Origin of the sequence: Bacillus sp. FSL H8-0545, from assembly GCF_038006105.1 — a bacterium.
GTDB classification, from domain to species: domain Bacteria; phylum Bacillota; class Bacilli; order Bacillales; family Bacillaceae_G; genus Bacillus_A; species Bacillus_A cereus_U.
The window spans coordinates 3,783,529-3,809,692 of the sequence record NZ_JBBOUO010000001.1 but is presented as its reverse complement, the minus strand read 5'-3'; the positions used below and the strand labels follow the sequence as shown (position 1 = coordinate 3,809,692).

The following is a 26,164-nucleotide window of genomic DNA, read 5'->3' as shown; positions in this document are numbered from 1 at the left end:
ATATATCAATTAATCCATTACTTGGAAATAGATGATATATTTTTATTTTTTAATGAACGATACAAAAAGAAAAAACATTAAAATGAATATGCTAGACAGCATAAAAAGAAGATATGAAAACTTAATTTCATATCTTCTTTTCTCTCTATGCATTTACAGGTTCTTCTACATAAGAAAGAGCATTTTCGAAATCGGATATTAAATCGTTAACATTTTCAAGACCAACCGATAAACGGAGTAATGAATTGGAAATACCTCTTTCATCACGTGCTTCCTGTGATAAGGCTGCATGTGACATTTTTGCTGGATATGAAAGAATAGATTCAACAGCTCCTAGACTAACCGCAAAAACGGGCAGTTTAACTTTTGATAAGAATTGGCGCAGTGCATCTTCGGATTGTAAGGTGAAAGATAAAACAGCCCCAGCCGATGTTGCTTGATTTTGTTGAATACTATAACCAAGATGTGATTGTAATCCAGGGTAATAGACATTTTGAACTTTAGAGTGCTCTTGTAAAAAATGTGCGATTTTGTTGGCACCTGCAGCTGAATGTTCGAGACGTACATGCAATGTTTTAATGCCGCGAAGCACGAGAGAACAATCTTGCGGTCCTAAAATAGCACCAAAAGCGTTTTGTAGAAAGCCGAGCTTTTGAGCAAGCTCTTCATCTTTTACGACAGCTAATCCGGCGGTGACATCACTATGACCAGCAATAAATTTTGTTGCACTATGAAGAACAACATCGGCGCCAAGATCAAGTGGCTTTTGAAATAGTGGTGTCAAAAATGTATTATCAACAAAAGTAAGAGCATCAATAGATTTTGCAAGATTAGAAACAGCACGAATATCTGTCACTTTTAAAAGTGGGTTAGAAGGTGTTTCTACATAAAAGAGCTTCGTATTTGGTTTAATGTTTTCTTTTACTACTTCCACATTGGTCATATCAACAAATGTATGTGAAACACCATAACGGGAGAGAACTTCAGTAACAATTCGATAAGTGCCTCCATATACATCTTCTGAAATAAGAACATGGTCACCTTGTGAAAGAAGGAGAAATGCAGTAGAAATGGCTGCAATGCCTGATGCAAAGGCGAATCCTTTTGTCCCGCCTTCTAATAAAGCAATGATATCTTCAAGAGCTTCACGTGTTGGATTTCCAGATCTACTATAGTCATACTTTCCGAAAGCATCTACATCAAACTGATGAAATGTTGATGTGTTATAGATGGGAACGTTAACAGCTCCTGTGTGTGAGTCATGCTTGTATTGATTATGCAGTAAAAGTGTATCTATGGAATAGCTCATATTTTTACACCTTCTTTTACAAGTTTAATTGCTTGCTTTAAGTCTTGAATTAAATCATTGCTATTTTCGATGCCGACTGAAAAACGGAGAAGACGATTACACACACCGCGTGCTGTTCGAATATCTTCTGGAATATCGGCATGAGTTTGCGTTGCTGGATAAGTCATTAAACTTTCGACGCCGCCAAGACTTTCAGCAAATGTAATTAAGGATAAAGATTGTAAGAAAGGATTAATCCAAGTTTCATCTTGAAGGCGAAATGAAATCATACCACCTCTTCCTGGATAAAATACATCTGTCACACCATCTTCATCATTTAAATAAGCAACAATTGCATGAGCGTTTTCTTCATGCTGTTTCATGCGGAGTGCTAAAGTTTTCATCCCTCGAATTAATAGCCATGAATCAAACGGGCTTAAGACAGCACCAGAGGCATTATGATAATGAGCAAGCTCCTCGCAAAGAGATTTCCCTTTCGCAACGACAAGTCCGCTTAGTACATCGTTATGTCCGCCTAAATATTTAGTTGCGCTATGAAGGACGATGTTTGCACCTTCTGTTAATGGTTGCTGTATATAAGGTGTATAGAACGTGTTATCTACAATAAGAAGTAGTCCGTGCCTTTTCGCTACACTTGCTACACTTACGATATCAGTTACTTGCATTAATGGATTAGTCGGTGTTTCTATGAAAATAGCCTTCGTTTGAGATGTGATTGCTTGCTCAATTTGTTTAATAGATTGTGTATCTACGTATCTACATCGAATATTCCACTTGTCTTCATGTTCGGAAAATAGACGATATGTTCCTCCGTATAAGTCTTCGGATACGATAAGCTCATCTCCGGAACGGAATAGTGAAAGGACAAGGAGAACAGCCGCCATTCCTGAACTACAGGCATACCCTTGCTCACCGCTTTCTAAGTCTGCAATTGCCTGTTCTAAAAGACCGCGAGTCGGATTTCCAGTTCTTGAATAGTCAAAGCCAGTAGATTTACCAATTCCTTCGTGACGATAAGCAGTTGAGAAATAAACAGGTGGATTAACAGTTCCTGTTGTAGCTTCGCTACGGTTCCCGATTTGTGCTAGTTTTGTTTCGATTGTTGACATGTGAAAATTCCCCCTTTTTAAAGTGAACGACTAAGTGAAAATAAAAAAAGCCTTCTAAGAAGAAGGCTTTCGGTTTGAATAGAGTCTTCTTCTCATCTGTCAAATCTTTCACAATTTGCTGGAATTAGCACCTTATTAACGAATGAATGTTAATGGTTGCTGAGGCGTCATAGGGCCAGTCCCTCTACCTCTCTAGATAAGAATGTTCGTATGAAATTTTTATTATGTTTTTAACTTTACAACAAAAGATAATTGAATTGCAACTTTATTTTAAATAATTTTTATTTTTCCGCAAGTGTCATTGACTTTTATTTTAGTGCATGCTAAATTTATAAAAAATTAACAAACATTGTTAAAAGGGGAACGTATTTCCCTTTAGCTACATAAATAAAATAATAAAGACAAACTCTTATTGAGAGCGGTGGAGGGAAAGGCCCTGTGAAACCCGGCAACCTTCAAACTAAATGTTTGAAACGGTGCTAAAACCTGCAAAACGTGTGTTTTGCATAATAAGAGGAGGAACAATTATGTCCCCCTCTTCAAAGTGAAGAGGGGGTTTTTATATTGATAGAAATGAGGGAGATTCGTGAAATTACTAGATTTATTATCAAAAGGAGTTGTAATAGGTGATGGTGCGGTTGGAACGTTATTACATTCGCATGGTTTACAAAGTAGTTTTGAAGAATTGAATTTGTCTGACCCGGACTTAATTATATCGATCCATAAACAATATGTAGCTGCTGGAGCGGATGTTATTCAAACGAATACGTATGGTGCGAATGAAGCGAAACTCCGCATGTATGGTCTAGAAAATCAAGTTGTCCAAATTAATAAAGCGGCAGTGAATATTGCGAAAGCATCAGTAACAGAGCGGAATGCAATTTTAGGGACAATTGGAGGTATGAAACATATTGGTGCTGTTACAACGACTGATATAGAGAGAGAATTTATGTTACTTGAGCAGGCAGGTGCTTTACTAGAAGAACAGGTTGATGGATTACTATTAGAAACTTTTTATGATGAATTTGAATTATTGCATGCCGTTAAAGTATTGCGTAAACAAACGAATATTCCGATTGTTGCTCAGTTAGCGTTACATGAGGCAGGTACGACTCAAAATGGGAATGATGTCAATGAAATATTAAAACAGCTTTTGGATTACGGTGCCAATGTTGTGGGATTGAACTGTCAACTGGGGCCACTTCATATGACGGAAGCTTTCAAAATGATATCGATTCCTCAAAATGGATATTTATCAGCATATCCGAATGCAGGTCTCCCGAATTATGTGGAAGGGCGTTACGTATATGAGGGAAGTCCAGCGTATTTTGAAGAGATGACACCAAACTTTATTGAACAAGGTATTCGTTTATTAGGTGGTTGTTGTGGTACTACCCCGGAACATATTGAGGGAATGAAACGTGCTATTGCAAATGTTGCACCTGTAATAGCAAAGAAGACGATTGTAAGGCCTAAAGTGGTCCATACACATGAGAAACGTTCGAGAGTTCATGTTACTCTCGCAGAAAAGGCAAAGAAACAAACGACAGTTGTAGTGGAATTAGATCCACCGAAAACGTTAGACACGCAGCGTTTTTTTGAAGGGGCAAGAGCACTGAAAAGGGCTGGAGCGGATGCTATTACTCTAGCAGATAATTCATTAGCATCTCCTCGCGTTTCGAATATGGCTATGGGTGCATTATTAACGAAGCATGATATTCCAGTATTGACGCATTTAACGTGTAGAGACCATAACGTCATTGGACTACAGTCTCACTTGCTTGGATTATCAGCATTAGGTATGGAAGAAGTGCTAGCTTTAACTGGTGATCCAGCGCGCGTTGGTGATTTTCCAGGTGCAACTTCTGTATATGATTTGTCATCTATAGAGCTAATTAAAATGATTAAAGAGATGAACGACGGTCGTTCTATTTTAGGGAAATCAATTGGTCCGGCAACAAGATTTTCTGTCGGAGGGGCATTCAATCCTCATGTAAGGCATTTAAAAGCAGCGGTAAAGCGAATGGAACGAAAAATTGATGCTGGAGCTGAATATTTCTTAACGCAGCCGATATATGATGTTGCTTTAATAGAAGAAGTATATGAAGCGACAAAGCATTTGGAACAACCTATCTTTATTGGAATTATGCCGTTAGTAAGTAAGCGGAATGCAGATTTTCTTCATTTTGAAGTACCGGGTATTACGCTCCCTGAAGATGTAAGACAAAGAATGGATGGACATAAAACGAAAGAGGCTGCTATCGAGGAAGGAATTCGTATTTCACAAGAGTTGATTGATGCGGCGATGAAATATTTTAACGGTATTTATCTTATTACGCCGTTTTTAAAATATGAAATTACAGAACATCTCGTGAAATATGTGAGAGAAAAGCAAGAAGTGAAAGAGGGTATTAATTGATGAAACGAATAGAAGAGAGATTACAACATGAAATTTTAATATTAGATGGTGCAATGGGAACGATGATCCAGCAAGAAGACTTAACAGCGGAAGATTTTGGAGGAGAAGAATACGAAGGTTGTAATGAATATTTAGTAAAAACAAGACCGGATGTTATTTTAAATATTCATAAAGTCTACATTGAAGCTGGAGCAGATATTATTGAAACGAATACATTTGGCGCGACGAATATTGTATTAAGTGATTATGCATTGTCTCATTTAGATGAAGAGTTAAACGAAAGGGCAGCGTTTTTGGCGAAGCAAGCGGTCAAAGAAAGCGGGAAAGAAGTATATGTTGCGGGAGCGATGGGACCAACGACGAAAGCGATTAGTGTTACAGGTGGTGTAACTTTTGAAGAGTTAATCGAAGCCTATACAAGGCAAGCGAGAGGACTATTAAGAGGAGAAGTTGATGTATTACTCGTTGAGACAAGTCAAGATATGCGTAATGTGAAAGCTGCGTACATTGGAATTCAATCGGCGTTTGAAGAACTAAACAAAATAGTACCCATTATGATTTCTGGAACAATTGAACCGATGGGAACGACTTTAGCGGGTCAAACGATCGAAGCCTTTTATTTATCGGTAGAGCATATGAAGCCATTATCGGTTGGATTAAATTGTGCTACTGGTCCAGAATTTATGAGGGAACATATTCGTTCTCTATCTGATTTATCGGAGTGTTATATTTCGTGTTATCCAAACGCTGGTCTTCCTGATGAAGATGGGCATTATCACGAATCTCCAGCGTCACTTGCTGAAAAAGTAAAACGTTTTGCTGAAGAAGGATGGATTAATATTATTGGTGGTTGTTGTGGCACAACACCAGAACATATACGTGTAATGAAATCGGCGCTTGCCTCAATTAATCCTCGTGAGCATCATGAAAGGGTTGGACATGGAATTAGTGGACTAGAAGCGTTGCAATACGATGATTCTATGAGGCCTTTATTTGTTGGAGAAAGGACGAATGTAATTGGATCGCGTAAGTTTAAAAGATTAGTAGCAGAAGGGAAATTTGAAGAGGCTGCTGAAGTGGCAAGAGCGCAAGTGAAGAAAAATGCTCATATTATTGATATTTGTATGGCAGACCCTGATCGTGATGAAATAGAAGATATGGAAAGATTCTTGGCAGAAGTTACGAAAGTGTTAAAAGTACCGATTATGATTGATTCAACAGATGAAAATGTTATGGCGAAAGCTCTTACTTATATTCAAGGAAAAGGTGTTATCAATTCTATTAATTTAGAGGATGGAGAAGAACGTTTTGAAAAAGTGACACCCCTTCTTCGGAAATACGGTGCTGCGATAGTTGTAGGGACAATTGATGAAGATGGTATGGCAGTTAGTGCAGAAAGAAAGATAGAGATTGCTAAAAGAAGCTATGAATTACTAACGAAGAAGTATGGTATACGCCCATCTGATATTATTTTTGATGCGCTTGTGTTTCCTGTAGGAACAGGTGATGAAGAATATATAGGCTCAGCGGCAGCGACTATAGAAGGAATTCGTCTTATTAAAGAAGCGTTACCAGAATGTTTAACGATTCTAGGTGTGAGTAACATATCTTTTGGTTTACCACCAGCTGGACGTGAAGTATTAAACTCTGTCTTTCTATACCATGCAACGAAAGCAGGATTAGATTATGCGATTGTTAACACGGAAAAATTAGAGCGCTATGCGTCAATTCCAGAGGAAGAAAAACGTCTTGCGGATGCATTATTATTTGAAACGACGAAAGAAACGTTAGAAAAATTCACAAACTTTTATCGTGTTGCCAAAAAGAAAGATATCGTTGTACAAGAAACGCTAACGCTTGATGAACGACTGGCAAATTATATTGTAGAAGGTACGAAGCAAGGACTACAAGAAGATCTAAGTCTCGCGCTTACAGAAGGACGAAAACCTCTGGATATTATTAATGGTCCACTTATGACAGGAATGGATGAGGTGGGGCGATTATTTAATGGTAATGAGCTTATCGTTGCTGAAGTATTGCAAAGTGCTGAAAGTATGAAAGCTGCCGTAAGTTATTTAGAGCCACATATGGAATCTAGTGATAGTGCGAAAAAAGGGAAAGTATTATTAGCGACTGTAAAAGGTGACGTACATGATATTGGGAAAAACCTCGTTGAAATTATTTTATCAAATAACGGATATGAAATTATTAATTTAGGAATTAATGTTCGTTCGGATCGAATTGTTCAAGAAGTACAAGAAAAGAAACCTGATATTATTGGTCTTTCTGGTTTGTTAGTAAAATCAGCGCAACAAATGGTAACAACGGCTGAAGATTTAAAAGCAGCGAATATTGATATTCCAATTGTTGTAGGCGGTGCAGCACTAACGAGGAAATTTACAGATAATCGTATTTCTCCATCTTATAAAGGGCTCGTATGTTATGCAAGTGATGCAATGACGGGTCTTGATATTATTAACAAATTACAAAAAGAAGAAGAACGTGAAAAGATGAAGCGAGATAAAAAGGAACGCCATCTTCATATTGTGAAACAAGAGGAGAAAAAAATAGAAATTCCCGCAGTAATTGAGCCATTAGCGAAGGCGGCGGTTATGTTACCTGATTCAACAAAACGAATTGTATTACGCGATATTCCCGTTGCACATCTCGCTCCATTTCTAAATAGACAAATGCTACTTGGACATCACCTTGGATTAAAAGGAAATGTGAAGAAGCTTTTGAAAGAGGGAGATAAAAGAGCGCATGAATTGAATGATTTAATAGACGAATTATTGGTGGAAGGACAATCTTGGTTAAAACCAAAAGCGGTGTATCAATTTTTCCCGGCGCAAAGTGATGGACAAAATATAATTATATACGATCCGGAAGATCACACACGTATCATAGAGCGATTTGAATTTCCGAGACAAGGGAAAGCACCATACCGTACTTTAGGAGATTATATACGCCCGATTGGAGATGAGATGGATTATGTCGCTTTCTTATCTGTTACCGTTGGAGAAGGGGTTCGAGATATTGCAGAGGAATGGAAGGCGAAGGGAGATTATTTACGCAGTCATGCGATTCAGTCGTTAGCACTTGAATTAGCAGAAGGACTTGCTGAAAAAACACATATGCTTATTCGTGATCGTTGGGGAATTTCAGATTCACCTGAACTGACGATGGAAGAGAGATTCCGTACAAAATATAGAGGAATACGCGTATCATTTGGTTATCCAGCATGCCCAGAACTTGCTGATCAAGAAAAATTATTTCGCTTAATTCATCCAGAAGAAATTGGTATTTCATTAACAGAAGGATTTATGATGGAGCCAGAAGCGTCTGTAACGGCTATGGTATTTTCTCACCCTGAGGCAAGGTATTTTAGTGTACTATAGTGTAGAAGGGGGAGACGTATGAAAAAAATAGTCTTTACAGGTGGCGGTTCGGCAGGGCATGTAACGCCTAATTTAGCAATTATTCCACATTTACAAAAGCAGAACTGGGGTATCTCTTATATTGGTTCTCATCAAGGGATTGAGAAAACGATTATAGAAAAAGAAGGAATTCCGTATCATAGTATTGCAAGCGGGAAGCTACGTCGTTATTTTGATTTAAAAAATATAAAAGATCCTTTTCTCGTGATGAAGGGTGTTATGGATGCGTACGTAACAATTCGTAAACTAAAACCGGATGTTATTTTTTCAAAAGGTGGTTTCGTATCCGTACCAGTCGTAATTGGAGGATGGCTAAATAGGGTGCCAGTTTTATTACATGAATCTGATATGACACCTGGACTAGCAAATAAAATTGCGCTCCGTTTTGCCTCGAAAATATTTGTTACATTTGAAGAAGCTGCGAAGCACTTACCGAAAGAAAAAGTAATATATACAGGATCGCCTGTACGTGAAGACGTACTAAGAGGAAATCTTGAAAAAGGTTTAAAGTTTCTAGGATTTTCCCGTAAGAAATCAGTTATTACTGTTATGGGAGGAAGTTTAGGAGCAAAGAAAATTAATGAAACGGTTCGGTCGGCACTTCCAGATCTTCTGAAAAATTATCAAATTGTGCATCTTTGCGGAAAAGGAAATCTTGATGAATCCTTACAAAATAAAGAAGGATATAGACAATTTGAATATGTACATGGAGAGTTGCCGGATATATTAGCAGCAACAGATTTTGTTATTTCACGTGCGGGATCCAATGCGATTTTTGAATTTTTAACAATGCAAAAGCCGATGGTTTTAATTCCGTTATCGAAATTTGCAAGCCGTGGAGATCAAATTTTAAATGCTGAATCCTTTGAAAGACAAGGGTATGCATCGGTATTATACGAAGAGGATGTAACGGTGAACGAGCTTATAAAGCATATAGAAGAGCTATCTCATAATAATGAGATGTATAAAACAGCATTAAAAAAATATAATGGAAAAGAAGCGATTAAAACTATCATTCAACATATTTCAGAGGCATGATTAAACAATCATGTCTTTTTTAGTAGGATGAAAGATTCCAAGAATTGATATTTTTATGTTACAATAACAAATGGTTAATAGGGAAATTCCAATTGATTAAGCGTGAAAATACGAATGGATTAGGAGTGACTGTGTTGGAGCTAAGTCTCTATGAAAATACTGCACTTATTATATGCTTTGTGTTGTACGTTGGTAGTGTTATTGTTTATATTTCACGGAAATTTTCACAAGAACGAGAGCTTGAAAAATCAGAAATAACAGCTGAACTAGAAATGTTAGCTGATGAAAGTTATAAAAAACAAAAAATAAAAGAAGATCATGAGGCACCCCATCATTGAAACGCAAATAAGTTCTAAAGATGGGGATTTTTTTTGAAAAAATCCCATTAACGCTAAAAAAGGAGTTTCCCCATACATATTGAAGGAGTGGATATAAATGAAATTTTATATTGCTTCAGGATTTCAAAATAAACATCTTGTTCGTTTCGTATCAAGCCAATTGAAAGAAGTGGGATGGCAGCATACATATGATTGGACGAAAAATGAAAGAGCAACCAATAGAGAACAATTGCAAAAGATTGGTGAAGAAGAACAAGAAGCGATACGAGAAGCTGATGTTTTCTTACTCATACTAGAGGGTGGGAATGGAAGTCATAAAGAATTAGGGATGGCAATTGCTTTAGAAAAGAAAATTTATATATATCACAAGGGCAATGAGTTGCAAACTACATTCTACCATTTACGAGAAGTTGATATTTTCGAAGGAGAAATTGAGGGGCTTGTCTCATATATATTGAATAAAGTGGAATGTTAGACGTGGGAATGTAGCGAGAAATATTTCTTGCAAAAAAGAGTGAAGGTTACCATTAGTCTATTTTGGGCACAGTTATTATAAGTAAAGCATATAAAGGAGTTATAAATATGAAATTAGAAAATGGATGGGAAACAAGTTTTTTAGAAGTTGTACAAAACAGTGAATTTAAGAAAGATGCAATTCTTAGTCAATTACTTTTTGCAGATAGTGAAGAAGTAGAAGAGCTTGTTGATGATTACGGTTATGAAGAGATTATTGAACGCGAACATGATGATGAGTTAGCAGGAATTTTAGGAGAAGAACTTTTTAGTGAGATGGAGCGAAACGTATTCTTAGCTTCACAGCCAGAAGAAAAACTGATTTCATTCGTAAATGGATTAGGTTTTCACGTGTTAGATTGGATCGTGCTTCTTGAAACAGAATTTGGCATTGATAGCGCAAATTTCACATCGGATGCAGTGAAAATGTTAGAAAAGCGTTTTAGACAGTTTCCATACATAGAAGATAAAACGATTTTTGATATGACTTTTGGAGAGGTAATGGATGTATTACAATCCATTACAGGATTACAATTGAAAGAAAAGATGAACATATAAAGAAAAAGAACGTGAGGATATCACGTTCTTTTTTTTACATAATAATAATTTTATCATCTAGCTTTGTTTGTCCAGTAAGAAGTGCATTTAAATACTCTACTTTTCGTATGCAAGCTTGTATATGTCTTTCAACCTCTTGTAACTCTGCTTGGTGATGCGTTTCAATTGGATGAATTTGTACGTTAAATTTTTCGAATTGACTACTATATGTTATTGCTGCATAGCCGCTCATAATATCGGTTTCGTTATGAAATAAAAATTGCTTCGTTTCTTCACAGAATGATACATCCTGAAAGCCATATACTTTTAATGCTTCAATTACTTTTTTAATCATGTTTGTATTCATTTTTTAACCCTCTTTACGAAGTTCTACTTTTATATTATAACATAAAAAGTTACGTAGAAAGCGCTTCCAAGTGTATTTTATTATAATCTTTACGTTTTAATCATAAAAATGAAACAAAGAAAAAATAATTGTAAAGAAGGAAGGACTCTTTTATTGTTTCGTCATATATATAGAGAAATAGTGCAATGAAAGGAAATTTTCCGAGGTGGAGATTGTATTTCCAATTTGAGCGCAGTAAAAGAGGTGAGAATCTTGAACTTTGATATTGTAGGACAAAAAGCATATATAAAAGATGGGCCGCATCGGAACCGAATTGGAACTGTAAAGAAAAATGAAAAACAATTAGAAACCCACTTTGCTATTGTAATTGGGGAACAAAGTATTGCTGTAGAGCTAAAGGATATCGTGTTAGTTGGAGTAGATGTAGGACAATTTCATACATGGTGCGAGCAAAATGGTTATTTGTAAAAGGACGGGCTGTGAGATAATGAAATATATTTGAGAAAAGAGAATATGTTATTGTATTCTCTTTTTCTGTGTGTAAGGAGGCGGAAATGAAGTATAAAGAACAAAATTTTACATTGGAATTGAAAGAGAAAATTCAATGTATGGAAAAGGAAATAGAGCGAATATCACTTAAACTTTGTAAAGAGTATTCACATTTATACATAGAAAAAAATATGAAATTATGTATGGAATTTGCAAGAGATAAGGAGAATCCATTTGAAATGGGCTATTATTCATCAGTTTCTATAGCGGTATTAGATGAAGAAGAGGAGATGATTGAATTTTACATCATTCCAATTTGGAAATGCGAAAATGTTTTTTTAGGAATGCCAATTCAATCGAGAATTTTGGGGAGTAAGAAAATAGGGGAACTTGTTGATGAATCTTACTATGAGATTGAAGAGGAGTTAAAAGAGCAACTAGAAGAATACTTGGAGTGATAACTTTCAAGATAAGATGTATAGAGATGGAATATAATAAAAAAAGACGCTAACAGTAAATTGTTAGCGTCCTTTTTATTATGATGCAATCTCACCAGTTTTTACAGCATCTTGATTGTACGTATCCTGATCTAATTCACCAAGCCATTTACTAGAAATAAGACCTGCTGTCATAGAACCACTTACGTTAAGAGCAGTACGACCCATATCGATTAATGGTTCAACTGAGATAACAAGAGCGACAATGCCGATTGGTAAGTTCATTGTAGATAGTACGATTAACGCTGCGAATGTTGCACCGCCACCAACGCCGGCAACACCGAATGAGCTAATAGCAACGACAGCGATTAAAGTTAAAATGAATTGTGGTTGTAATGGATCAATTCCTACAGTTGGAGCGACCATCATAGCAAGCATCGCTGGATAAATACCTGCGCAACCGTTTTGACCGATAGATACCCCAAAGGATGCAGCGAAGTTAGCGATTCCTTCAGAAATACCAAGTTTTTCTTTTTGTGCTTCAATATTTAATGGCATTGCACCAGCACTAGAGCGAGATGTGAATGCAAATGTTAATACAGGGAAAACTTTTTTCAAATATTGAATTGGATTTAAACCAGATAATGCGATTAATAATAAGTGAATGATAAACATTACGATAAGAGCTACGTAAGAAGCTAACACGAAGTTACCAAGTTTTAAAATAGCATTTATATCGCTACCAGCAACTGTCTTTGCCATAAGAGCTAATACGCCGTATGGAGTCAGGCGTAAAATTAACGTTACCATACGCATTACGATTGCATATACAGCATCAAGCATCTTCTTAAATAGCTCTGCTTGTTCTGGATGCTTTCTTTTTACACCGAGAAAGGCAATACCGATAAATGCTGCAAATATTACAACAGAAATTGTTGATGTTGGACGAGCACCTGTTAAATCAAGAAACGGATTTGTAGGCAACAGTTCTAATAATTTGTCTGGAATTGTTGTCTTTTCAATAGAAGTAAATCTTTCTTCTACTAATTTCAGACGAGCGGATTCTGCATCACCTTGTTGTAATCCTGTTGCTGATACATCAAATCCTGCGCTTGCAGCTATACCGACAGCTGCGGCAATTCCTGTAGTAAGAATTAAAATTCCGATAATAAGACCACTGATTTTACCAAGGTTTTTCGTTAATTGTAATTTTGTAAATGCTGAAATAATAGATACTAAAATAAGTGGCATAACGATCATTTGAAGTAACTTCACATAACCGTTACCAATTAAACCGAACCAGGTATTTGATTCGATAATTACTTTAGAAGTAGGCTCATAAATAAATTGTAATATAAGACCGAAGATAATTCCGACTCCTAAAGCAGTAAATACACGTTTATTAAAAGATACATGCTTACGTTGCATATAATACAATACGCCAACTAAAATGAGCATGACTGTGATGTTAATTCCGACAAGCAGTGTATTCATGTTAATTCCCCCTAATTCCAATGTGTTATATAGAATATAAGGTAATAAAACCCATAAGTCAACTAGGGAATTGCGGAATTAAAAAAAAGATGGCAAATTGCCATCTTTTAATGTCCAGCTCCAGGGACAAGTAAAAATGTTGTGTACCATGTAAATCCGATGAAGAAAACGGTTAAATATGCCCCGAATACGTATATATACATACGCTCTGTTAATTTTAAATAACTTAAAAGTACGAAGAATCCTGTTTGTCCTAAAAATAGTAGTGCGGTCGAATGCATATCCCCTACGTAAAACATAACCGAGAAAATTCCAGTCCAAAAGCCGAGAACGCGAAACATGCGCTCCATGCCATCTCCCTCCTTTTCTAAAAAAAAGTAAAACCTCTTTTCATTATAGTTTATTTTTCTAACTATTGTAAATATTCATTCATATAAAAGAAAGAAGCCAATTATAATATTGACTTCTTCTTAGTTGAAAAACTAAATTTGAACTTTATCCCGCATTAACGGGCAGTAAAACTCCCACCTCAAAATTCGGCTGGAGCAAAGAAGTTAGGTGGGAGTCGGGCTGCCCGTAAACGCCCGATTGGTGAAGGCTAATAATCAGTGGGGATGAACAAAACCCCCACTGATTAAAGTTTCACTTTATAGTTACAAGATTTGCAGCCATCTAGTAGACTATCGTTTCGTGTTAATTCCACGTTCGGGAATAGGATTTCAAAAATCCCCTTCATCATATCTCCGTGCATATTACAAATTTCAGTCGGATGATGCGCAGCAACTTCTTTAAATGGGCAATTGTGTACATCATAGAAAATTTTTGTGCCATCTGTACTTAATTCAAAAGCAGGAGATAAACCAGCTGTTGAGAATGCTTCTTTTGCGATTAGCATTTTTTGTTCTATCGTCAATGCTTCTGCACTTACATTTAAGCGATGCATATGTTGTTGCATTAATTCTTTGCCGAATTGTTTCCCTGTTTCATATAGCGCTTTTTCACCAGCGCTACCTAAGCTTAGCAGTGAATTAAATGCTATCTGCGCTAATAATTGATAATCGCGAAATGGGAATTGTAACTGGATGACATCTTGAGACAAGACGTATAGTCTGCTTGGTCTGCCGCCTTTCCCAGTTTTTTTTGTTTCTGATTTGAGCATATTAACATCTTCTAATTTAGATAAATGTAAACGCGCTACGTTTGGATGAATGTTAAACTCATCTGCAATTTCTTGTACAGTTACGTAATTATGCTTTTGCGAAATATATTTATAAATATAATAACGAGTAGGGTCAGATAATACACCTGTAATTTTTAAAGCTTGTTCCATTAGGATCTCCACCTTTATCACTTTATCCAAGATATTAACATTATAATACAGATAAACTTCCATATAGGTAATTTCAGACAATAATTCGGAAATTGTTCATAATTTCACAAACATATTTTTCCTTTTTCTCTTAGTGAAAATACAAAATCTCTAATTTTTCTTGTGCATTTTTTCATGATATATACATAGTGAGGAGGGAAACTTGATGAATAGTGTCGAGCTTTTTGCAAATATGATTATGAAAGAAGCTTGTAGGGTGCAAGCATCAGACTTACATATTGTGCCCAGGCAAAAGGATGTGGCGATTCAATTACGTATAGGGAAAGATTTAATTACGAAAAGGTGTATTGAAAAGGAATTTGGAGAAAAGCTTGTTTCGCACTTTAAGTTTTTAGCATCAATGGATATAGGAGAGAGGAGAAAGCCTCAAAATGGTTCATTATATTTGCAAATTGATGGATCAGAAGTGTATTTACGCCTTTCAACACTTCCAACAGTATATCAAGAAAGTCTAGTTATTCGCCTCCATTTACAAGCATCTGTTCAGCCGTTGTCTCATCTTTCGTTATTTCCAAGTACAGCGGAAAAATTACTCTCTTTTTTAAAGCATTCTCATGGGTTACTCGTATTTACTGGGCCGACTGGTTCTGGAAAAACAACGACAATGTATGCGTTATTAGAAGTAGCAAGAAAAGGAGAAACACGTCGCATCGTTACGCTGGAAGATCCAGTTGAGAGAAGAAAAGACGGTTTATTACAAATTCAAATAAATGAAAAAGCTGGTATCACATATGAAACGGGATTAAAGGCTATTTTGCGTCACGATCCAGATATTATTTTAGTTGGCGAAATTCGTGATGAAGAAACAGCAAAAGTAGCTGTAAGGGCCAGTTTGACGGGACATTTAGTGATGACAACCTTGCATACAAATGATGCGAAAGGAGCGATACTACGATTTATGGATTATGGTATTACAAGGCAAGAAATTGAACAATCATTATTGGCTGTAGCTGCTCAGCGACTCGTTGAATTAAAATGTCCGTTTTGCAGAGGGAAGTGTTCAACTTTATGTAAATCAATGAGGCAAGTGAGGCAGGCAAGCATTTATGAACTGTTATATGGATATGAATTAAAACAAGCGATTAAAGAAGCAAGTGGAGAACATGTTACGTATCACTATGAAACGTTGGAATCGTCGGTGCGAAAAGGATATGCTTTAGGCTTTTTAGAAGAAGATGTATATGTTTAAGAGAAAATGGAGTTTAAGTGATCAAGTATTATTATGGAAAAGATTAAGTGATTTATTAGAGAAAGGTTACTCACTTTTACAGGCGTTAGAATTTTTGCAGTTTCAACTACCGTTAGGGAAGAAGTTACAGTTACAGCATATGATCGAGGGATTGAAAAATGGACAAAGTTTGCACGCTTCTTTTCATCAATTAATGTTTCATCCGGAGGTGTTAAGTTATTTGTTTTATGCAGAGCGACACGGTGATATTTCTTTTGCTTTGCAACAAGGGAGTGTACTTCTTTACAAGAAGGATAAATATAGGAAAGATATGATGAAAGTAATGCAATATCCTATGTTTTTATCATTTTTTTTAATGATTATGCTTTCTGTTTTTAACCTCATTTTATTGCCTCAGTTTGAAATGATGTATAGTTCTTTACATTCTACAGCACCACCACTTACGGAGCAAATTTTAGTTGCAATTAAATTATTACCCTACTTCATTTATATCATTTTTCTTATCGTTATAACGGGATTTAGTTTATATATATTTTATTTCCGAAAACTTCCGCCTACTCAACAGGTAAAGATTATGATCCGTATTCCCCTTATGAAAACATTTTCTATTTTAAATCATTCGCATTATTTTTCCGCTCAATTAAGTGGTTTATTACACGGTGGATTGTCAGTGCACGAAGCATTAACAATAATGATGAAGCAAAAGTATCATCCATTCTTTCAGTATGAAGCAGCCCGAATTGAGCGGCAATTAATTGCAGGAGAACCGTTACAATCTATTATTGATAAAAGCGGTTATTATGAGAAAGAACTTTCTTATATCATTACGCATGGACAAGCAAACGGTAATTTAGCAAATGAGCTTGGTGATTACAGTGAGCACATTATTGAAAAGGTAGAACAAAAAATTAAACGTATGTTATTTGTGATTCAACCCATTTTATTTACATGTCTTGGGGTTATAGTCATTCTGATGTACTTAGCGATGATTATGCCGATGTTTCAAATGATGAATTCAATTTAGGGGGGGATTTACATGCAGAATGAGGAAGGTTTTACTCTTTTAGAAATGTTATTAGTTATGGTTGTCATAACTGTATTATTACTATTAATTATTCCAAATGTAGTTACACAGCGCTCATCTGTGCAAGGAAAAGGATGTGCAGCCTATGTGAAATCTATAGAAGCACAAATACAAGCATATCAATTGCAACATAATAAGATTCCATCAATAGAGGAACTTGAAACAGGAAAGTATATTACTTCTAAAACTTGTCCGAAAGGTGAACCAATCCATATTTCCGATGATGGCACAGTATCAGCCGGGAAATCGTGAAACAAAAAGGTTTTACTCTTTTAGAAATGCTACTTGTCTTATTTGCTATTTCTGTACTGAGTGTTGTTACGCATTTTAACGTTACTTCATTATATGAAAAACAAAGAGCCGAGCAGTTTTTGAAACAGTTTTCAAATGATATTTTGTATATGCAGCAGTTGGCGATTAAGCGTCAAAAACATTATACGTTACGCTGGTTTAAAGGGAAACAGATGTATTATATTTCGGAATCGGAGACGGGCTTTTTAATTGTTAAGAGAGAATATGATAAAGATGTCCAAATTGATTTGCATACCTTTCCGAATCCGATGACATATAATCCGAGCGGGAATATTAATAGAGGTGGTACGATTTTACTTTCCTATCGAGGGTATAAATATGAGATTGTATTTCAGCTTGGCAGAGGGAGATTTACGTATCGTGAAGTGTCAAAAAGGATCAGTAATGGTTGAAATGGTTGTAGCGTTAAGTTTAATAATGATGGCGGTATCGTTATTGCTCCCGCAAACATTATTAATTATGCAAGAAAGAAAAAATATAAAAATGAGCTATAAAGCATTAATACTATTAAAAAAAGAAGCGGCCTTATTTATGTATGAGAATGAGGAAAAGCGAGAAAAAGAGCAAGTCATAAAAGGAATTGTATATTACACATATTGGAGAGGAGATGAGGTTTGTACGATGTGGAAAGATATGAGAGGAAAAGCGATGGAGCAATGCCTTTATGCAGAGAAAAGGTAAAAAGGAAGCGGGATTTACGTTAATAGAAATGATTGCATGTTTGTTGCTTTTATCAATGTTCTTTTTACTTTTACCACGTCTTCATATTATGGGAATAGAAAATACACATTCAAAAGGATTAAATGAATGGGAGTGGGATGTGTTTTTAGGACAAATGCAATTAGAGTTTCGTGAAGTATTAAGTGGGAGGAAGATAGCACTAGAAAATGATGAACATATTTTGCACTTCCAACTTCGTAATGGCGATGAAGTGACGTATGAAAAAGTGAATAGTAATTTAATAAGAAAAGTAAATATGCGCGGAAGGGAATCTATATTGCAAAGGATTGAAGCGATTTCGTATAAATTAACACCTCATTTGCTCTATATATATGTGAAAGATATAAGTGGTGAAATATATAAAGGCGTGGCTGTACGCTATAGTGAAATTGAGATAGAGACATGAGAAAACAAGATGGATTTGCAATGCCAGGAACAATTATTTTTCTTATTTTATTCATTTCTTTTTTGATGTACGAAACGAATATGTTACTTTCGGAAAAAAAATTTTATTCTGAAATAGAACAAAGTTTTTTTATGGAGGAACTTATTGATCGAGCTATTTCAGATATAAAAAGAGACTTACAGCAAAAAAAAAAGAGGATGTTTTTTTATTTCAGTATGAAAGAGGAGAAGGGAGTGGAAAGTACGTCTTTGAAAATGATGTTATTAACATTTCATTGCAATGTGTTACAAAAAAGAGAGTTTTCTACAAAGTGAGCTTTCGCTATAGGAAAAGGGATAATAAAATATTGGATTGGGTAGAAGGATAATGTGTAAAATACGCGGGGGAGAAGCATTAATTTCCAATGTGTTGAGAGTCAATTTTTTTGTGGAAAGGGATAAAAAGGATAGTTAAAAGTTTAAATTTTCTCAAAAAAGAGAAAGGTAGAAAGAATATGATATATTCATGCTATCCAATCATTTTTTCTAGGGAGATAAGGAAATGACAACTAACAATCAAATAGATGAAAATAAGGAACAAACTATTTTTGATCATAAAGGAAATACGATTATGACAGAAGATAGGGAAATACAAATTATTTCAAAATTCGAAGAACCCCTTATTGTCGTATTAGCAAATGTATTAAGTGATGAAGAATGTGACGGATTAATCGAATTTTCTAAAAATAAAATAGAGCGGTCTAAAATTGGTTCATCACGTGATGTAAATGATATTCGAACGAGTAGCGGTGCATTTTTGGAAGAGAATGAACTAACTTCGAAGATTGAAAAACGAATTTCATCTATCATGAATGTTCCTGTAGCGCATGGAGAAGGATTGCACATTTTAAATTATGAAGTGGATCAAGAATATAAAGCGCACTATGATTATTTTGCGGAACATAGTAGATCAGCTGCTAATAATCGTATAAGTACTCTTGTGATGTACTTAAATGATGTAGAGGAAGGCGGGGAGACATTCTTTCCGAAATTAAATCTTTCTGTACACCCTAGAAAGGGAATGGCAGTATACTTTGAGTATTTTTATCAAGACCAATCACTAAATGAGCTTACGTTACATGGAGGAGCACCTGTAACGAAAGGCGAGAAATGGGTTGCAACGCAGTGGGTGAGAAGAGGTACTTATAAGTAAAAGTGAGCCAGCTTGTTTGATTGCGAGAAAATAGGGAGTATGTTACGTTTTGTTCTTCATTTCATAAGAAGAACAAAACGTTTTTTTTATTAAATAAAGTAGCATCTTTCGTTATAATAACAAATAATAACGGATGATTGAGAGGAACGAAAATGAAATCTATATACATAACCGGCTATATGGGAGCTGGGAAAACAACAATTGGAAAAGCGTTAAGTAAAGAACTCCATATGGAAGTTGTAGATACAGATCAAAAAATCGAAGAGCAGAAAGAGAAAGCGATTCGGCATATTTTTGCAGAAGAAGGCGAAATGGTTTTTCGCGAATATGAAAGTGAAATGTTACGTTCACTACCGGTTCAGAATGTAATTATTACAACTGGTGGAGGAATTATTGAACGAGAGGAAAATCGAAAGTGGATGAAGGAAAATGGAACTGTTGTGTATTTATATTGCGATCCACATGTAATTGCAGAAAGGCTTCGGGAAGATACGACACGTCCACTATTTCAGAAGAAAGATATAGCTGCATTTGTAACGAAATTTGAATCGCGCCGAGCTTATTATGAAGAGGCTGATATTCATATCGATACGACAAATAAGTCGGTAAAGCAAATTATGAATGAATTAAAGCAAAAGATTAATGAATAAAAAAGTGGACATACTAATAAAGTAGAGGTGATGATAATATGTCTACTAATGATTATGTACGCTTTGTGACACAGCAATTTGTGTCATATATGGATGCTCCAAAAGAGGATCGAAAACAACAGAAACAACAACGTCGTGCGGAGAAAGAGCCATTCTTAAATAAATGGTTTGGTGTTATGCCACTGAGCGCTGCTTTGTTTTATCGAAATGTAAAAAATAAAAGAAAAAAATCAAGCTAACTTTTTCGTAATATGTTTAGCAAAACCAAAATCCCCTAGTATAACAAGATGCTAGGGGATTTTGGTTTATTGCACAGATTCTTTTTCTTCAGTAACCGCATGTATTTTATTGTTTACCCATACAAATCCAATTCCGATACAAATAGAAATGCCCCACCCAACAGCGGTCATAATAGCTCTCATTTCACCATATCCATCTACACCGAAAACAGTGATGAAATAGATTTTCAAGAAACTTTTTAATATAAATTGAAGACCGAAAAATAGTGTTAAATATTGCAGTGCTGGATATATGCGACTATCCCGGTAAAGCTCACGACTTTTATCGCGGTCATGGCCTTGCAGCGCTGCGATATCCGCTGCGAAATATAACATAAGTGGTTTTTTCATAAAGATTGTACATATAACGATGCAGCCAAGTACGATATGATAATATGCATCATTCCATAGCATTCGTTCCGCTGATCCAGATATTAAGTCTACCGCTGTATTAGAAATAAGTGTAATTAAAATAAAGAACCCTGTAACGTTAAACTGTTTTTCTTTTTTAAAGGTATACAGTGTATAAATAATTCCCGGAACAGAGGAAATTAACATTGCGTAATAAGGATCGATATAAGGTTTTGCAAATTTCCAAATGAGGAATGGGAATACGAGATAAAAGACAAGATCTAATATAGCTTTTTTATTTTGATTCATACATGGCCTCCTTAAGTCATACATATATTTTATAATATAATTTCTGAAAATTGTATAAGGTTAATGAAAAAAAAGAAAAGTAGATGTTTAATAGATTAAGAAATTGCCCCTAGCGTAGTAAGTTTTTTTAGTATATAATAAAGGAAACGCTTTCATTTTTTTACTTTGTTCACAAAATGGACGGAAAATCACATATTTACTATTGATATGTTGCTTTATAATGAAACTAATTAAATATACATGCATACAATATTGTGAAATAAATAACATAAATAATCTATATAAATGTAAACGTTATCAAAGAGAGAGGTGGAGACAATGAGTAAATTTTTCTTCAATCATAATCCAGCAACATTAGAGGATGGAAGACTTGTTAAGTATGCTGAAATTATTTATGGAGAAGGTGGCCGTTCTGTATTAGAAAATTTAATGGTGAAGGCATCTATCAGATTGCGTGATCGTTATCCGAATAAATCTGACGAACAGATCTCGAATCTCGTAAATCAAGGCATCCATGATATGTTTCAAAAATACGTGAATGAGTAAGAGCAGCTACTGGCTGCTCTTATTTTTTTGTATAAGGATTGTGCTTTTAGCTGAAAATAAAGGTGCATTCTGAAGTGTGTAAAAAGGAGGGGAAAAGATGAGCAATGGAATTGGTCGTTCAAAAGAAAATCTTCCAACTGATGCAAATCATGTAAGCGCGAAGGACCGTGCAAATCAAAAACGTATGACAGAGAAAAAACAACAAGAGCGTAATGACGATAGAGAATAGGATGGAAAAACATCTTAAAGAAAGCTCCTTCAACAGTTGAAGGAGCTTTCTTTAAGATAGAAAATGATTTGCGGTAACATAAAAGAGACCGCCGTTTATAATTTGTATTGTAATACGTGGTTCGTATTGTTCTTGTAATGCTTGCTTTTCAATTTCATAGCTTTCTGGAAGTTCATCGCTATCTTCGTAAAATCGATTTAAAAGGTCTAAATCGTGATTCCAACGCACTCTCGCTTCTTTTGCCCACGTGTGGTCATCTTCAGCAATTATACTTTTTAAAGCATCCTCTATACGTTGTAAGCCACTTTGTGGCTTAATGATAGGTGAGAGCGTAAAACAAAAATCAGGTATTTTCGGTGTGAGTTTGATCTCTGCTAAAGTGTCATGAAAGTTTGCAAGCATTGTCCCGGAAATAAGATGAATACCGATGGAATGAAGTATGTCTTTTTTTCGGTCGCATTGATAAGATACTTTTATATTTACACCAAGCCAAGGGTGAAGAGGGGTATGAGTTGCCCCGCTATGTTTCACTTCCTCATATAAACGTATGTATGAGCCTAGTTCTTTTGTCGTTTCAAATATTTGATGCAAACGTGGTGAACCGTAATGAATAAGTTCACCGTCGTTTTCTTCGTTTTCCGGATTTGTAATAAGAGTAAGGCGCATCGGGTTCGGAACGCCTCCTGTTTTTTCAAGATAGTGCCAATAGAAAGGGCGGTTCATTAATAATTTATCCATTTCAATTGTTAACTGCACGTCTAATAGGTGAGGGGAACGCTCTAAAATTTCACAGTTATTCGCCTCAAAAAAGTTGTATAAGTAATTATGAATTTCATTTTGCTGCATAGTCCTGCACCTCTGCTTCATTGCGTTTCGCAAAATCGATAATAGATGTTAAATTTTCCATCTTGATTCGAATTTCACCCTCGCTTTTTGACTGCGCGAAAATTTCTTGAATATGTGCATCAATATTTTTCATGTTGATTCTCGTTAAAATTTCATCGAGTTCACCGATTACACGTTCAAATAAATTAATTTTTTCATATAGTAGTTTTAAAATGTGCTCTTCAACAGTATGCTTTGTTGCTAAGTTATAAATATGAACATCATTTTTTTGTCCAAGGCGGTGAATACGTCCAATCCTTTGCTCAAGTCGCATTGGATTCCACGGTAAGTCGTAATTAATCATATGGCTACAAAATTGTAAGTTAATTCCTTCACCACCAGCTTCGGTCGCAATTAATACTTGGGCACGATTTTGGAAAAGCTCCTTCATCCAATCTTTTTTCCCGCGCTTAAATCCACCGCGAAATGGTACAGAGGAAATGCCATGTTGTTGTAAGAACCATTGTAAATACATTTGTGAAGCTCTATATTCAGTGAAAATAATGACTTTATCGTCAATTTCTTTTATAAGCTCTAGTGCTTTATTTGCTTTGGAGTTGAACGGAATATGATTAATTTTATCCATCAGCACATCAATATGTGGGTCCTTTATGTAATGCTCATTTTCTTTCTGCCGTTTTTCTACATGTTTTTTTAATGAATAGTAAACAGCTTCCCGACTACTACATGCTTCCCGTTTTAAAGTTAAGGATGAGAAAGCAGATGTAAAGGCATTTTGTTCACGCCAATTTTCAATTTCATTATACAAAGCTTGTTCTTCTTCATTAAATTCAACGAAGATTGTTCGTACATGCCTCTTCGGCCAATCAATGCCAGTGTTATGGCGTCTATTTCGAACCATTACTTTATTGATAAGAGCTTTTAAATCTTCATCGGATTCAGTGGAACGATTTTTTGAAGCATAATATTCTTCAAAATTAGATTGATTGCCTAAATGACCTGGTTTTAATAAAGAAACGAGGTTGAAGATTTCATCAATTTTATTTTGAACAGGAGTTGCGGTTAGTAATAAACAAAACTTCTTTTTTAATCGCTGTGCAAATTCATAGTTTTTTGTTTTATTGTTTTTTAGTTTATGTGCTTCATCGATAATAATAAGGTCATACTCTAGGTTTAAAACGATATCGCGATGCGGTGAACGTTTCGCAGTATCGATTGATGAAACGATGACATCAGCTTGTTCCCAAGAATAACTTTTCTTTTGAGCGACCGCAGGAATAAAAAATTTTGTGTTAAGTTCATATGCCCACTGAGATACGAGAGAAGCTGGAACGAGAATGAGTACCTTTTTTACAAGTCCTCGAACCATGTATTCTTTTAAAATAAGTCCAGCTTCAATCGTTTTTCCAAGTCCAACTTCATCTGCTAGAATCGCTTTACCATTCATTTGTTCAATGACATTTTGAGCGACCTCCAATTGATGCGGAAGCGGCGTGAAATGTGATAAATGTTTCGGTGCTTGCAATCCATCAAAAGTAGGAACGAGTAATGATTTCTCTGTTTTATAAGCTAAATGATATAAATCCCAATTTGTCCAAGGACCATCTTCATCAATTCTTTTTAAAAAATTGTTTTGCCACGTTCGATCTACGGAAATATCGACATTCATTAAGACTCTCCCACCTTTTATAAACTAAAGTGATTATTTTAAAAATCTTTATTATAAGCCTCGTAATAAGGCACTATCACAATTACTAAAAGTTAAAGAATAGGCAATGATTCAGGACTAAATCTCGAAAGTTGTATTTAATATGATTAAGAATAAAAAATTCTAAATTTTTTTTTATGCTAGAATATTGATGAAATATAGCGAATGATGTTAGGATAATGGTGTGAAATGTGTGGAATCTTTCGTATTTTATCCAAGAAAGTAACTTTTTATTTACGCTTTCATAAAAAAATATACTGAGATTCCGTATAACCTTATCTTTTCAGAATGAAAATGTTTAGATATGGGAAGCAACTTTTATTGATTTGTCAGAGCATAAGGGGGAAAGAGCATGATTACATTACAACGTACACCGTTATTTGATGTATACGCGAAGTATGGTGGGAAAACAATCGACTTCGGTGGTTGGGAATTACCAGTTCAATTTTCAAGCATTAAAGAAGAGCATGAAGCTGTACGTACAGAAGCAGGTTTGTTCGATGTATCTCATATGGGAGAAGTAGAGGTAAAGGGTGTAGATAGTTTAGCATTTTTACAACGTGTTGTTACAAATGACGTATCTACCTTAAAGGTAGGAGGCGCACAATATACAGCTATGTGCTATGAAAATGGCGGCACAGTAGATGATTTATTAATCTACAAACGTGGTGAAGAAGACTATTTATTAGTAATCAATGCATCAAATATCGAGAAAGATTACGAATGGTTAGCAAGTCATGTAATTGGCGATGCAAAGGTAGTCAATGTTTCTAGTGAAGTTGCGCAACTTGCAATTCAAGGACCAAAAGCACAAGACATTTTACAAAAAGTTGTGTCAGAAGATTTGAAAGAAATTAAGTTCTTTAAATTTAAAAACGATATTCTTGTAGATGGAATTCCTGCACTTGTATCTCGTACAGGTTATACAGGTGAAGATGGATTCGAAATTTACTGTAAGAGTGAAGATGCTGCAAAACTTTGGGTGAAACTTCTTGAAGTTGGAGAAGAAGATGGGTTAAAACCATGTGGCTTAGGTGCTCGTGATACACTTCGCTTCGAAGCAACACTTCCGTTATACGGACAAGAGTTATCAAAAGATATTACACCGATTGAAGCGGGAATTGGCTTTGCGGTAAAACCAAATAAAGAAGCAGATTTCTTTGGGAAAGAAACGTTAAAAGAGCAAAAGGAAAACGGTGCATCTCGTAAATTAGTCGGCATCGAAGTAATCGAACGCGGTATTCCTCGTACGCATTACCCTGTATTTATAGGAGAAGAAAAAATCGGGGAAGTAACGAGTGGTACACAATCTCCAACGTTAAAGAAAAGCATTGGTTTAGCACTAATTGATGTGAAATACGCAACAGTTGATACAGAAGTAGAAATTGAAATTCGTAATAAACGCGTCAAAGCAGTAGTTGTTCCAACACCATTTTATAAACGTTCAAAGTAACGGGGAGAGGGGTAG

The 26,164-nt window shown here is 35.5% G+C and carries 29 protein-coding genes, 2 pseudogenes and 2 riboswitches; of the genes and pseudogenes, 21 read left to right on the top strand and 10 right to left on the bottom strand.

Annotated features, from left to right (window positions below):
- Nucleotides 1-145: 145 nt before the first annotated feature.
- Together metC and metI are read right to left on the bottom strand one after the other, a co-directional pair.
- On the bottom strand, nt 146-1,309 hold the full coding sequence (gene metC, locus MHI07_RS19985) for a cystathionine beta-lyase (protein WP_340825844.1): 1,164 nt from the start codon (nt 1,307-1,309) through the stop codon (nt 146-148).
- Nucleotides 1,306-2,418 (bottom strand): cystathionine gamma-synthase/O-acetylhomoserine thiolyase, encoded by a 1,113-nt coding sequence (gene metI / locus MHI07_RS19980; protein WP_002160474.1) that lies wholly within the window; start codon nt 2,416-2,418, stop codon nt 1,306-1,308. The genes metC and metI overlap by 4 nt, the downstream gene beginning before the upstream one ends.
- An 89-nt stretch (nt 2,419-2,507) precedes the next feature.
- Nucleotides 2,508-2,621, bottom strand: a riboswitch (SAM riboswitch).
- Nucleotides 2,622-2,824: 203 nt separating this feature from the next.
- Nucleotides 2,825-2,934: riboswitch (SAM riboswitch) on the top strand.
- A gap of 70 nt (nt 2,935-3,004) precedes the next feature.
- On the opposite strand from metI, the gene MHI07_RS19975 reads away from it, so the two are divergent.
- The 6 genes from MHI07_RS19975 to MHI07_RS19950 all read left to right on the top strand — a co-directional run bounded on the left by MHI07_RS19975 (nt 3,005) and on the right by MHI07_RS19950 (nt 10,721).
- A complete protein-coding gene (locus MHI07_RS19975; RefSeq protein ID WP_215579668.1) occupies nt 3,005-4,837 on the top strand; it encodes a bifunctional homocysteine S-methyltransferase/methylenetetrahydrofolate reductase in 1,833 nt (610 codons plus the stop codon).
- The gene (gene metH, locus MHI07_RS19970) at nt 4,837-8,235 is read left to right on the top strand and encodes a methionine synthase (protein WP_215582174.1); all 3,399 of its coding nucleotides are present in this window, start codon (nt 4,837-4,839) and stop codon (nt 8,233-8,235) included. The genes MHI07_RS19975 and metH overlap by 1 nt, the downstream gene beginning before the upstream one ends.
- Before the next feature lie 18 nt (nt 8,236-8,253).
- Nucleotides 8,254-9,312 carry an undecaprenyldiphospho-muramoylpentapeptide beta-N-acetylglucosaminyltransferase gene (locus tag MHI07_RS19965; RefSeq protein WP_340825839.1) on the top strand — a complete coding sequence of 353 codons (1,059 nt, stop codon included), beginning with the start codon at nt 8,254-8,256 and terminating at the stop codon, nt 9,310-9,312.
- 95 nt (nt 9,313-9,407) lie between these two features.
- The gene (locus tag MHI07_RS19960) at nt 9,408-9,650 is read left to right on the top strand and encodes a DUF3966 domain-containing protein (RefSeq protein WP_085960924.1); all 243 of its coding nucleotides are present in this window, start codon (nt 9,408-9,410) and stop codon (nt 9,648-9,650) included.
- 97 nt (nt 9,651-9,747) lie between these two features.
- Entirely contained in the window at nt 9,748-10,125 is a 378-nt protein-coding gene (locus tag MHI07_RS19955; RefSeq protein WP_340825837.1) for a nucleoside 2-deoxyribosyltransferase, read from the top strand.
- Nucleotides 10,126-10,232: 107 nt separating this feature from the next.
- Nucleotides 10,233-10,721, top strand: a complete 489-nt coding sequence (locus MHI07_RS19950; RefSeq protein WP_002160478.1) for a hypothetical protein — start codon at nt 10,233-10,235, stop codon at nt 10,719-10,721.
- Between the two features lie 34 nt (nt 10,722-10,755).
- Here the strand turns inward: MHI07_RS19950 and MHI07_RS19945 are convergent, their stop codons facing one another.
- A complete protein-coding gene (locus tag MHI07_RS19945; protein WP_002160479.1) occupies nt 10,756-11,067 on the bottom strand; it encodes a hypothetical protein in 312 nt (103 codons plus the stop codon).
- A 252-nt stretch (nt 11,068-11,319) separates the two neighbouring features.
- Between MHI07_RS19945 and MHI07_RS19940 the strand changes: the two genes are divergently transcribed.
- Nucleotides 11,320-11,535, top strand: a complete 216-nt coding sequence (locus MHI07_RS19940; RefSeq protein WP_002160480.1) for a DUF3912 family protein — start codon at nt 11,320-11,322, stop codon at nt 11,533-11,535.
- A gap of 86 nt (nt 11,536-11,621) precedes the next feature.
- Nucleotides 11,622-12,014 carry a hypothetical protein gene (locus MHI07_RS19935; protein ID WP_016106155.1) on the top strand — a complete coding sequence of 131 codons (393 nt, stop codon included), beginning with the start codon at nt 11,622-11,624 and terminating at the stop codon, nt 12,012-12,014.
- Between the two features lie 78 nt (nt 12,015-12,092).
- Here the strand turns inward: MHI07_RS19935 and MHI07_RS19930 are convergent, their stop codons facing one another.
- From MHI07_RS19930 to MHI07_RS19920, 3 genes are all read right to left on the bottom strand, one after another.
- Nucleotides 12,093-13,487: an L-cystine transporter gene (locus MHI07_RS19930; protein ID WP_002160483.1), complete on the bottom strand. Its 1,395-nt coding sequence runs from the start codon at nt 13,485-13,487 to the stop codon at nt 12,093-12,095.
- A 107-nt stretch (nt 13,488-13,594) separates the two neighbouring features.
- Nucleotides 13,595-13,837 carry a DUF2626 domain-containing protein gene (locus tag MHI07_RS19925; protein WP_002015110.1) on the bottom strand — a complete coding sequence of 81 codons (243 nt, stop codon included), beginning with the start codon at nt 13,835-13,837 and terminating at the stop codon, nt 13,595-13,597.
- Between the two features lie 284 nt (nt 13,838-14,121).
- The gene (locus MHI07_RS19920; RefSeq protein ID WP_002014995.1) at nt 14,122-14,817 is read right to left on the bottom strand and encodes a helix-turn-helix transcriptional regulator; all 696 of its coding nucleotides are present in this window, start codon (nt 14,815-14,817) and stop codon (nt 14,122-14,124) included.
- A 205-nt stretch (nt 14,818-15,022) separates the two neighbouring features.
- Here MHI07_RS19920 and comGA point away from each other — a divergent pair, with 205 nt between their 5' ends.
- The 10 genes and pseudogenes from comGA to MHI07_RS19870 all read left to right on the top strand — a co-directional run bounded on the left by comGA (nt 15,023) and on the right by MHI07_RS19870 (nt 20,668).
- Nucleotides 15,023-16,066, top strand: a complete 1,044-nt coding sequence (comGA, locus tag MHI07_RS19915; protein WP_016106153.1) for a competence type IV pilus ATPase ComGA — start codon at nt 15,023-15,025, stop codon at nt 16,064-16,066.
- Nucleotides 16,053-17,090 carry a competence type IV pilus assembly protein ComGB gene (comGB, locus tag MHI07_RS19910; RefSeq protein ID WP_340825825.1) on the top strand — a complete coding sequence of 346 codons (1,038 nt, stop codon included), beginning with the start codon at nt 16,053-16,055 and terminating at the stop codon, nt 17,088-17,090. Before comGA ends, comGB begins: the two co-directional genes overlap by 14 nt.
- A gap of 12 nt (nt 17,091-17,102) precedes the next feature.
- Nucleotides 17,103-17,402 carry a competence type IV pilus major pilin ComGC gene (comGC, locus tag MHI07_RS19905; RefSeq protein ID WP_002160489.1) on the top strand — a complete coding sequence of 100 codons (300 nt, stop codon included), beginning with the start codon at nt 17,103-17,105 and terminating at the stop codon, nt 17,400-17,402.
- The gene (comGD, locus tag MHI07_RS19900; RefSeq protein WP_002160490.1) at nt 17,399-17,854 is read left to right on the top strand and encodes a competence type IV pilus minor pilin ComGD; all 456 of its coding nucleotides are present in this window, start codon (nt 17,399-17,401) and stop codon (nt 17,852-17,854) included. The genes comGC and comGD overlap by 4 nt, the downstream gene beginning before the upstream one ends.
- Nucleotides 17,847-18,143 carry a hypothetical protein gene (locus tag MHI07_RS19895; RefSeq protein ID WP_002160491.1) on the top strand — a complete coding sequence of 99 codons (297 nt, stop codon included), beginning with the start codon at nt 17,847-17,849 and terminating at the stop codon, nt 18,141-18,143. Before comGD ends, MHI07_RS19895 begins: the two co-directional genes overlap by 8 nt.
- Complete coding sequence (gene comGF / locus MHI07_RS19890; protein ID WP_340825822.1) at nt 18,127-18,588, top strand: competence type IV pilus minor pilin ComGF; 462 nt, start codon at nt 18,127-18,129, stop codon at nt 18,586-18,588. The genes MHI07_RS19895 and comGF overlap by 17 nt, the downstream gene beginning before the upstream one ends.
- Nucleotides 18,585-18,955: pseudogene (gene comGG / locus MHI07_RS19885) on the top strand (competence type IV pilus minor pilin ComGG). The gene comGF and the pseudogene comGG overlap by 4 nt, the downstream one beginning before the upstream one ends.
- Before the next feature lie 173 nt (nt 18,956-19,128).
- Nucleotides 19,129-19,779, top strand: a complete 651-nt coding sequence (locus MHI07_RS19880; protein ID WP_016106149.1) for a 2OG-Fe(II) oxygenase — start codon at nt 19,129-19,131, stop codon at nt 19,777-19,779.
- A 152-nt stretch (nt 19,780-19,931) separates the two neighbouring features.
- Nucleotides 19,932-20,429: a shikimate kinase gene (locus MHI07_RS19875; RefSeq protein ID WP_002160495.1), complete on the top strand. Its 498-nt coding sequence runs from the start codon at nt 19,932-19,934 to the stop codon at nt 20,427-20,429.
- A gap of 38 nt (nt 20,430-20,467) precedes the next feature.
- On the top strand, nt 20,468-20,668 hold the full coding sequence (locus tag MHI07_RS19870; RefSeq protein WP_002015009.1) for a YqzE family protein: 201 nt from the start codon (nt 20,468-20,470) through the stop codon (nt 20,666-20,668).
- 66 nt (nt 20,669-20,734) lie between these two features.
- Here the strand turns inward: MHI07_RS19870 and MHI07_RS19865 are convergent, their stop codons facing one another.
- A complete protein-coding gene (locus MHI07_RS19865) occupies nt 20,735-21,367 on the bottom strand; it encodes a VC0807 family protein (RefSeq protein ID WP_078181635.1) in 633 nt (210 codons plus the stop codon).
- A 127-nt stretch (nt 21,368-21,494) separates the two neighbouring features.
- A pseudogene (locus tag MHI07_RS19860) lies at nt 21,495-21,613 on the bottom strand (GTP pyrophosphokinase).
- 72 nt (nt 21,614-21,685) lie between these two features.
- On the opposite strand from MHI07_RS19860, the gene MHI07_RS19855 reads away from it, so the two are divergent.
- Nucleotides 21,686-21,913, top strand: a complete 228-nt coding sequence (locus MHI07_RS19855; RefSeq protein ID WP_000032698.1) for a hypothetical protein — start codon at nt 21,686-21,688, stop codon at nt 21,911-21,913.
- Between the two features lie 97 nt (nt 21,914-22,010).
- Nucleotides 22,011-22,142: a hypothetical protein gene (locus tag MHI07_RS19850; protein ID WP_002111807.1), complete on the top strand. Its 132-nt coding sequence runs from the start codon at nt 22,011-22,013 to the stop codon at nt 22,140-22,142.
- A 51-nt stretch (nt 22,143-22,193) separates the two neighbouring features.
- Here MHI07_RS19850 and MHI07_RS19845 read toward each other — a convergent pair whose 3' ends face one another.
- On the bottom strand, nt 22,194-22,988 hold the full coding sequence (locus MHI07_RS19845) for a YqhG family protein (protein WP_002160497.1): 795 nt from the start codon (nt 22,986-22,988) through the stop codon (nt 22,194-22,196).
- Nucleotides 22,975-24,657, bottom strand: a complete 1,683-nt coding sequence (locus MHI07_RS19840) for a DEAD/DEAH box helicase (RefSeq protein WP_002111804.1) — start codon at nt 24,655-24,657, stop codon at nt 22,975-22,977. The genes MHI07_RS19845 and MHI07_RS19840 overlap by 14 nt, the downstream gene beginning before the upstream one ends.
- A gap of 391 nt (nt 24,658-25,048) precedes the next feature.
- Here MHI07_RS19840 and gcvT point away from each other — a divergent pair, with 391 nt between their 5' ends.
- Nucleotides 25,049-26,149: a glycine cleavage system aminomethyltransferase GcvT gene (gcvT, locus tag MHI07_RS19835; RefSeq protein ID WP_002111803.1), complete on the top strand. Its 1,101-nt coding sequence runs from the start codon at nt 25,049-25,051 to the stop codon at nt 26,147-26,149.
- Nucleotides 26,150-26,164 lie beyond the last annotated feature (15 nt).

What these genes read in the sequence shown, in the direction of transcription:
- metC (WP_340825844.1), bottom strand. Translation starts at nt 1,309, where the DNA reads ATGAGCTATTCCATAGATACACTTTTACTGCATAATCAATACAAGCAT.
- metI (WP_002160474.1), bottom strand. Translation starts at nt 2,418, where the DNA reads ATGTCAACAATCGAAACAAAACTAGCACAAATCGGGAACCGTAGCGAA.
- metH (WP_215582174.1), top strand. Translation starts at nt 4,837, where the DNA reads ATGAAACGAATAGAAGAGAGATTACAACATGAAATTTTAATATTAGAT.
- MHI07_RS19965 (WP_340825839.1), top strand. Translation starts at nt 8,254, where the DNA reads ATGAAAAAAATAGTCTTTACAGGTGGCGGTTCGGCAGGGCATGTAACG.
- MHI07_RS19955 (WP_340825837.1), top strand. Translation starts at nt 9,748, where the DNA reads ATGAAATTTTATATTGCTTCAGGATTTCAAAATAAACATCTTGTTCGT.
- MHI07_RS19950 (WP_002160478.1), top strand. Translation starts at nt 10,233, where the DNA reads ATGAAATTAGAAAATGGATGGGAAACAAGTTTTTTAGAAGTTGTACAA.
- MHI07_RS19945 (WP_002160479.1), bottom strand. Translation starts at nt 11,067, where the DNA reads ATGAATACAAACATGATTAAAAAAGTAATTGAAGCATTAAAAGTATAT.
- MHI07_RS19935 (WP_016106155.1), top strand. Translation starts at nt 11,622, where the DNA reads ATGAAGTATAAAGAACAAAATTTTACATTGGAATTGAAAGAGAAAATT.
- MHI07_RS19930 (WP_002160483.1), bottom strand. Translation starts at nt 13,487, where the DNA reads ATGAATACACTGCTTGTCGGAATTAACATCACAGTCATGCTCATTTTA.
- MHI07_RS19925 (WP_002015110.1), bottom strand. Translation starts at nt 13,837, where the DNA reads ATGGAGCGCATGTTTCGCGTTCTCGGCTTTTGGACTGGAATTTTCTCG.
- MHI07_RS19920 (WP_002014995.1), bottom strand. Translation starts at nt 14,817, where the DNA reads ATGGAACAAGCTTTAAAAATTACAGGTGTATTATCTGACCCTACTCGT.
- comGA (WP_016106153.1), top strand. Translation starts at nt 15,023, where the DNA reads ATGAATAGTGTCGAGCTTTTTGCAAATATGATTATGAAAGAAGCTTGT.
- comGB (WP_340825825.1), top strand. Translation starts at nt 16,053, where the DNA reads ATGTATATGTTTAAGAGAAAATGGAGTTTAAGTGATCAAGTATTATTA.
- comGC (WP_002160489.1), top strand. Translation starts at nt 17,103, where the DNA reads ATGCAGAATGAGGAAGGTTTTACTCTTTTAGAAATGTTATTAGTTATG.
- MHI07_RS19895 (WP_002160491.1), top strand. Translation starts at nt 17,847, where the DNA reads ATGGTTGAAATGGTTGTAGCGTTAAGTTTAATAATGATGGCGGTATCG.
- comGF (WP_340825822.1), top strand. Translation starts at nt 18,127, where the DNA reads ATGCAGAGAAAAGGTAAAAAGGAAGCGGGATTTACGTTAATAGAAATG.
- MHI07_RS19880 (WP_016106149.1), top strand. Translation starts at nt 19,129, where the DNA reads ATGACAACTAACAATCAAATAGATGAAAATAAGGAACAAACTATTTTT.
- MHI07_RS19875 (WP_002160495.1), top strand. Translation starts at nt 19,932, where the DNA reads ATGAAATCTATATACATAACCGGCTATATGGGAGCTGGGAAAACAACA.
- MHI07_RS19870 (WP_002015009.1), top strand. Translation starts at nt 20,468, where the DNA reads ATGTCTACTAATGATTATGTACGCTTTGTGACACAGCAATTTGTGTCA.
- MHI07_RS19865 (WP_078181635.1), bottom strand. Translation starts at nt 21,367, where the DNA reads ATGAATCAAAATAAAAAAGCTATATTAGATCTTGTCTTTTATCTCGTA.
- MHI07_RS19855 (WP_000032698.1), top strand. Translation starts at nt 21,686, where the DNA reads ATGAGTAAATTTTTCTTCAATCATAATCCAGCAACATTAGAGGATGGA.
- MHI07_RS19850 (WP_002111807.1), top strand. Translation starts at nt 22,011, where the DNA reads ATGAGCAATGGAATTGGTCGTTCAAAAGAAAATCTTCCAACTGATGCA.
- MHI07_RS19845 (WP_002160497.1), bottom strand. Translation starts at nt 22,988, where the DNA reads ATGCAGCAAAATGAAATTCATAATTACTTATACAACTTTTTTGAGGCG.
- MHI07_RS19840 (WP_002111804.1), bottom strand. Translation starts at nt 24,657, where the DNA reads ATGAATGTCGATATTTCCGTAGATCGAACGTGGCAAAACAATTTTTTA.
- gcvT (WP_002111803.1), top strand. Translation starts at nt 25,049, where the DNA reads ATGATTACATTACAACGTACACCGTTATTTGATGTATACGCGAAGTAT.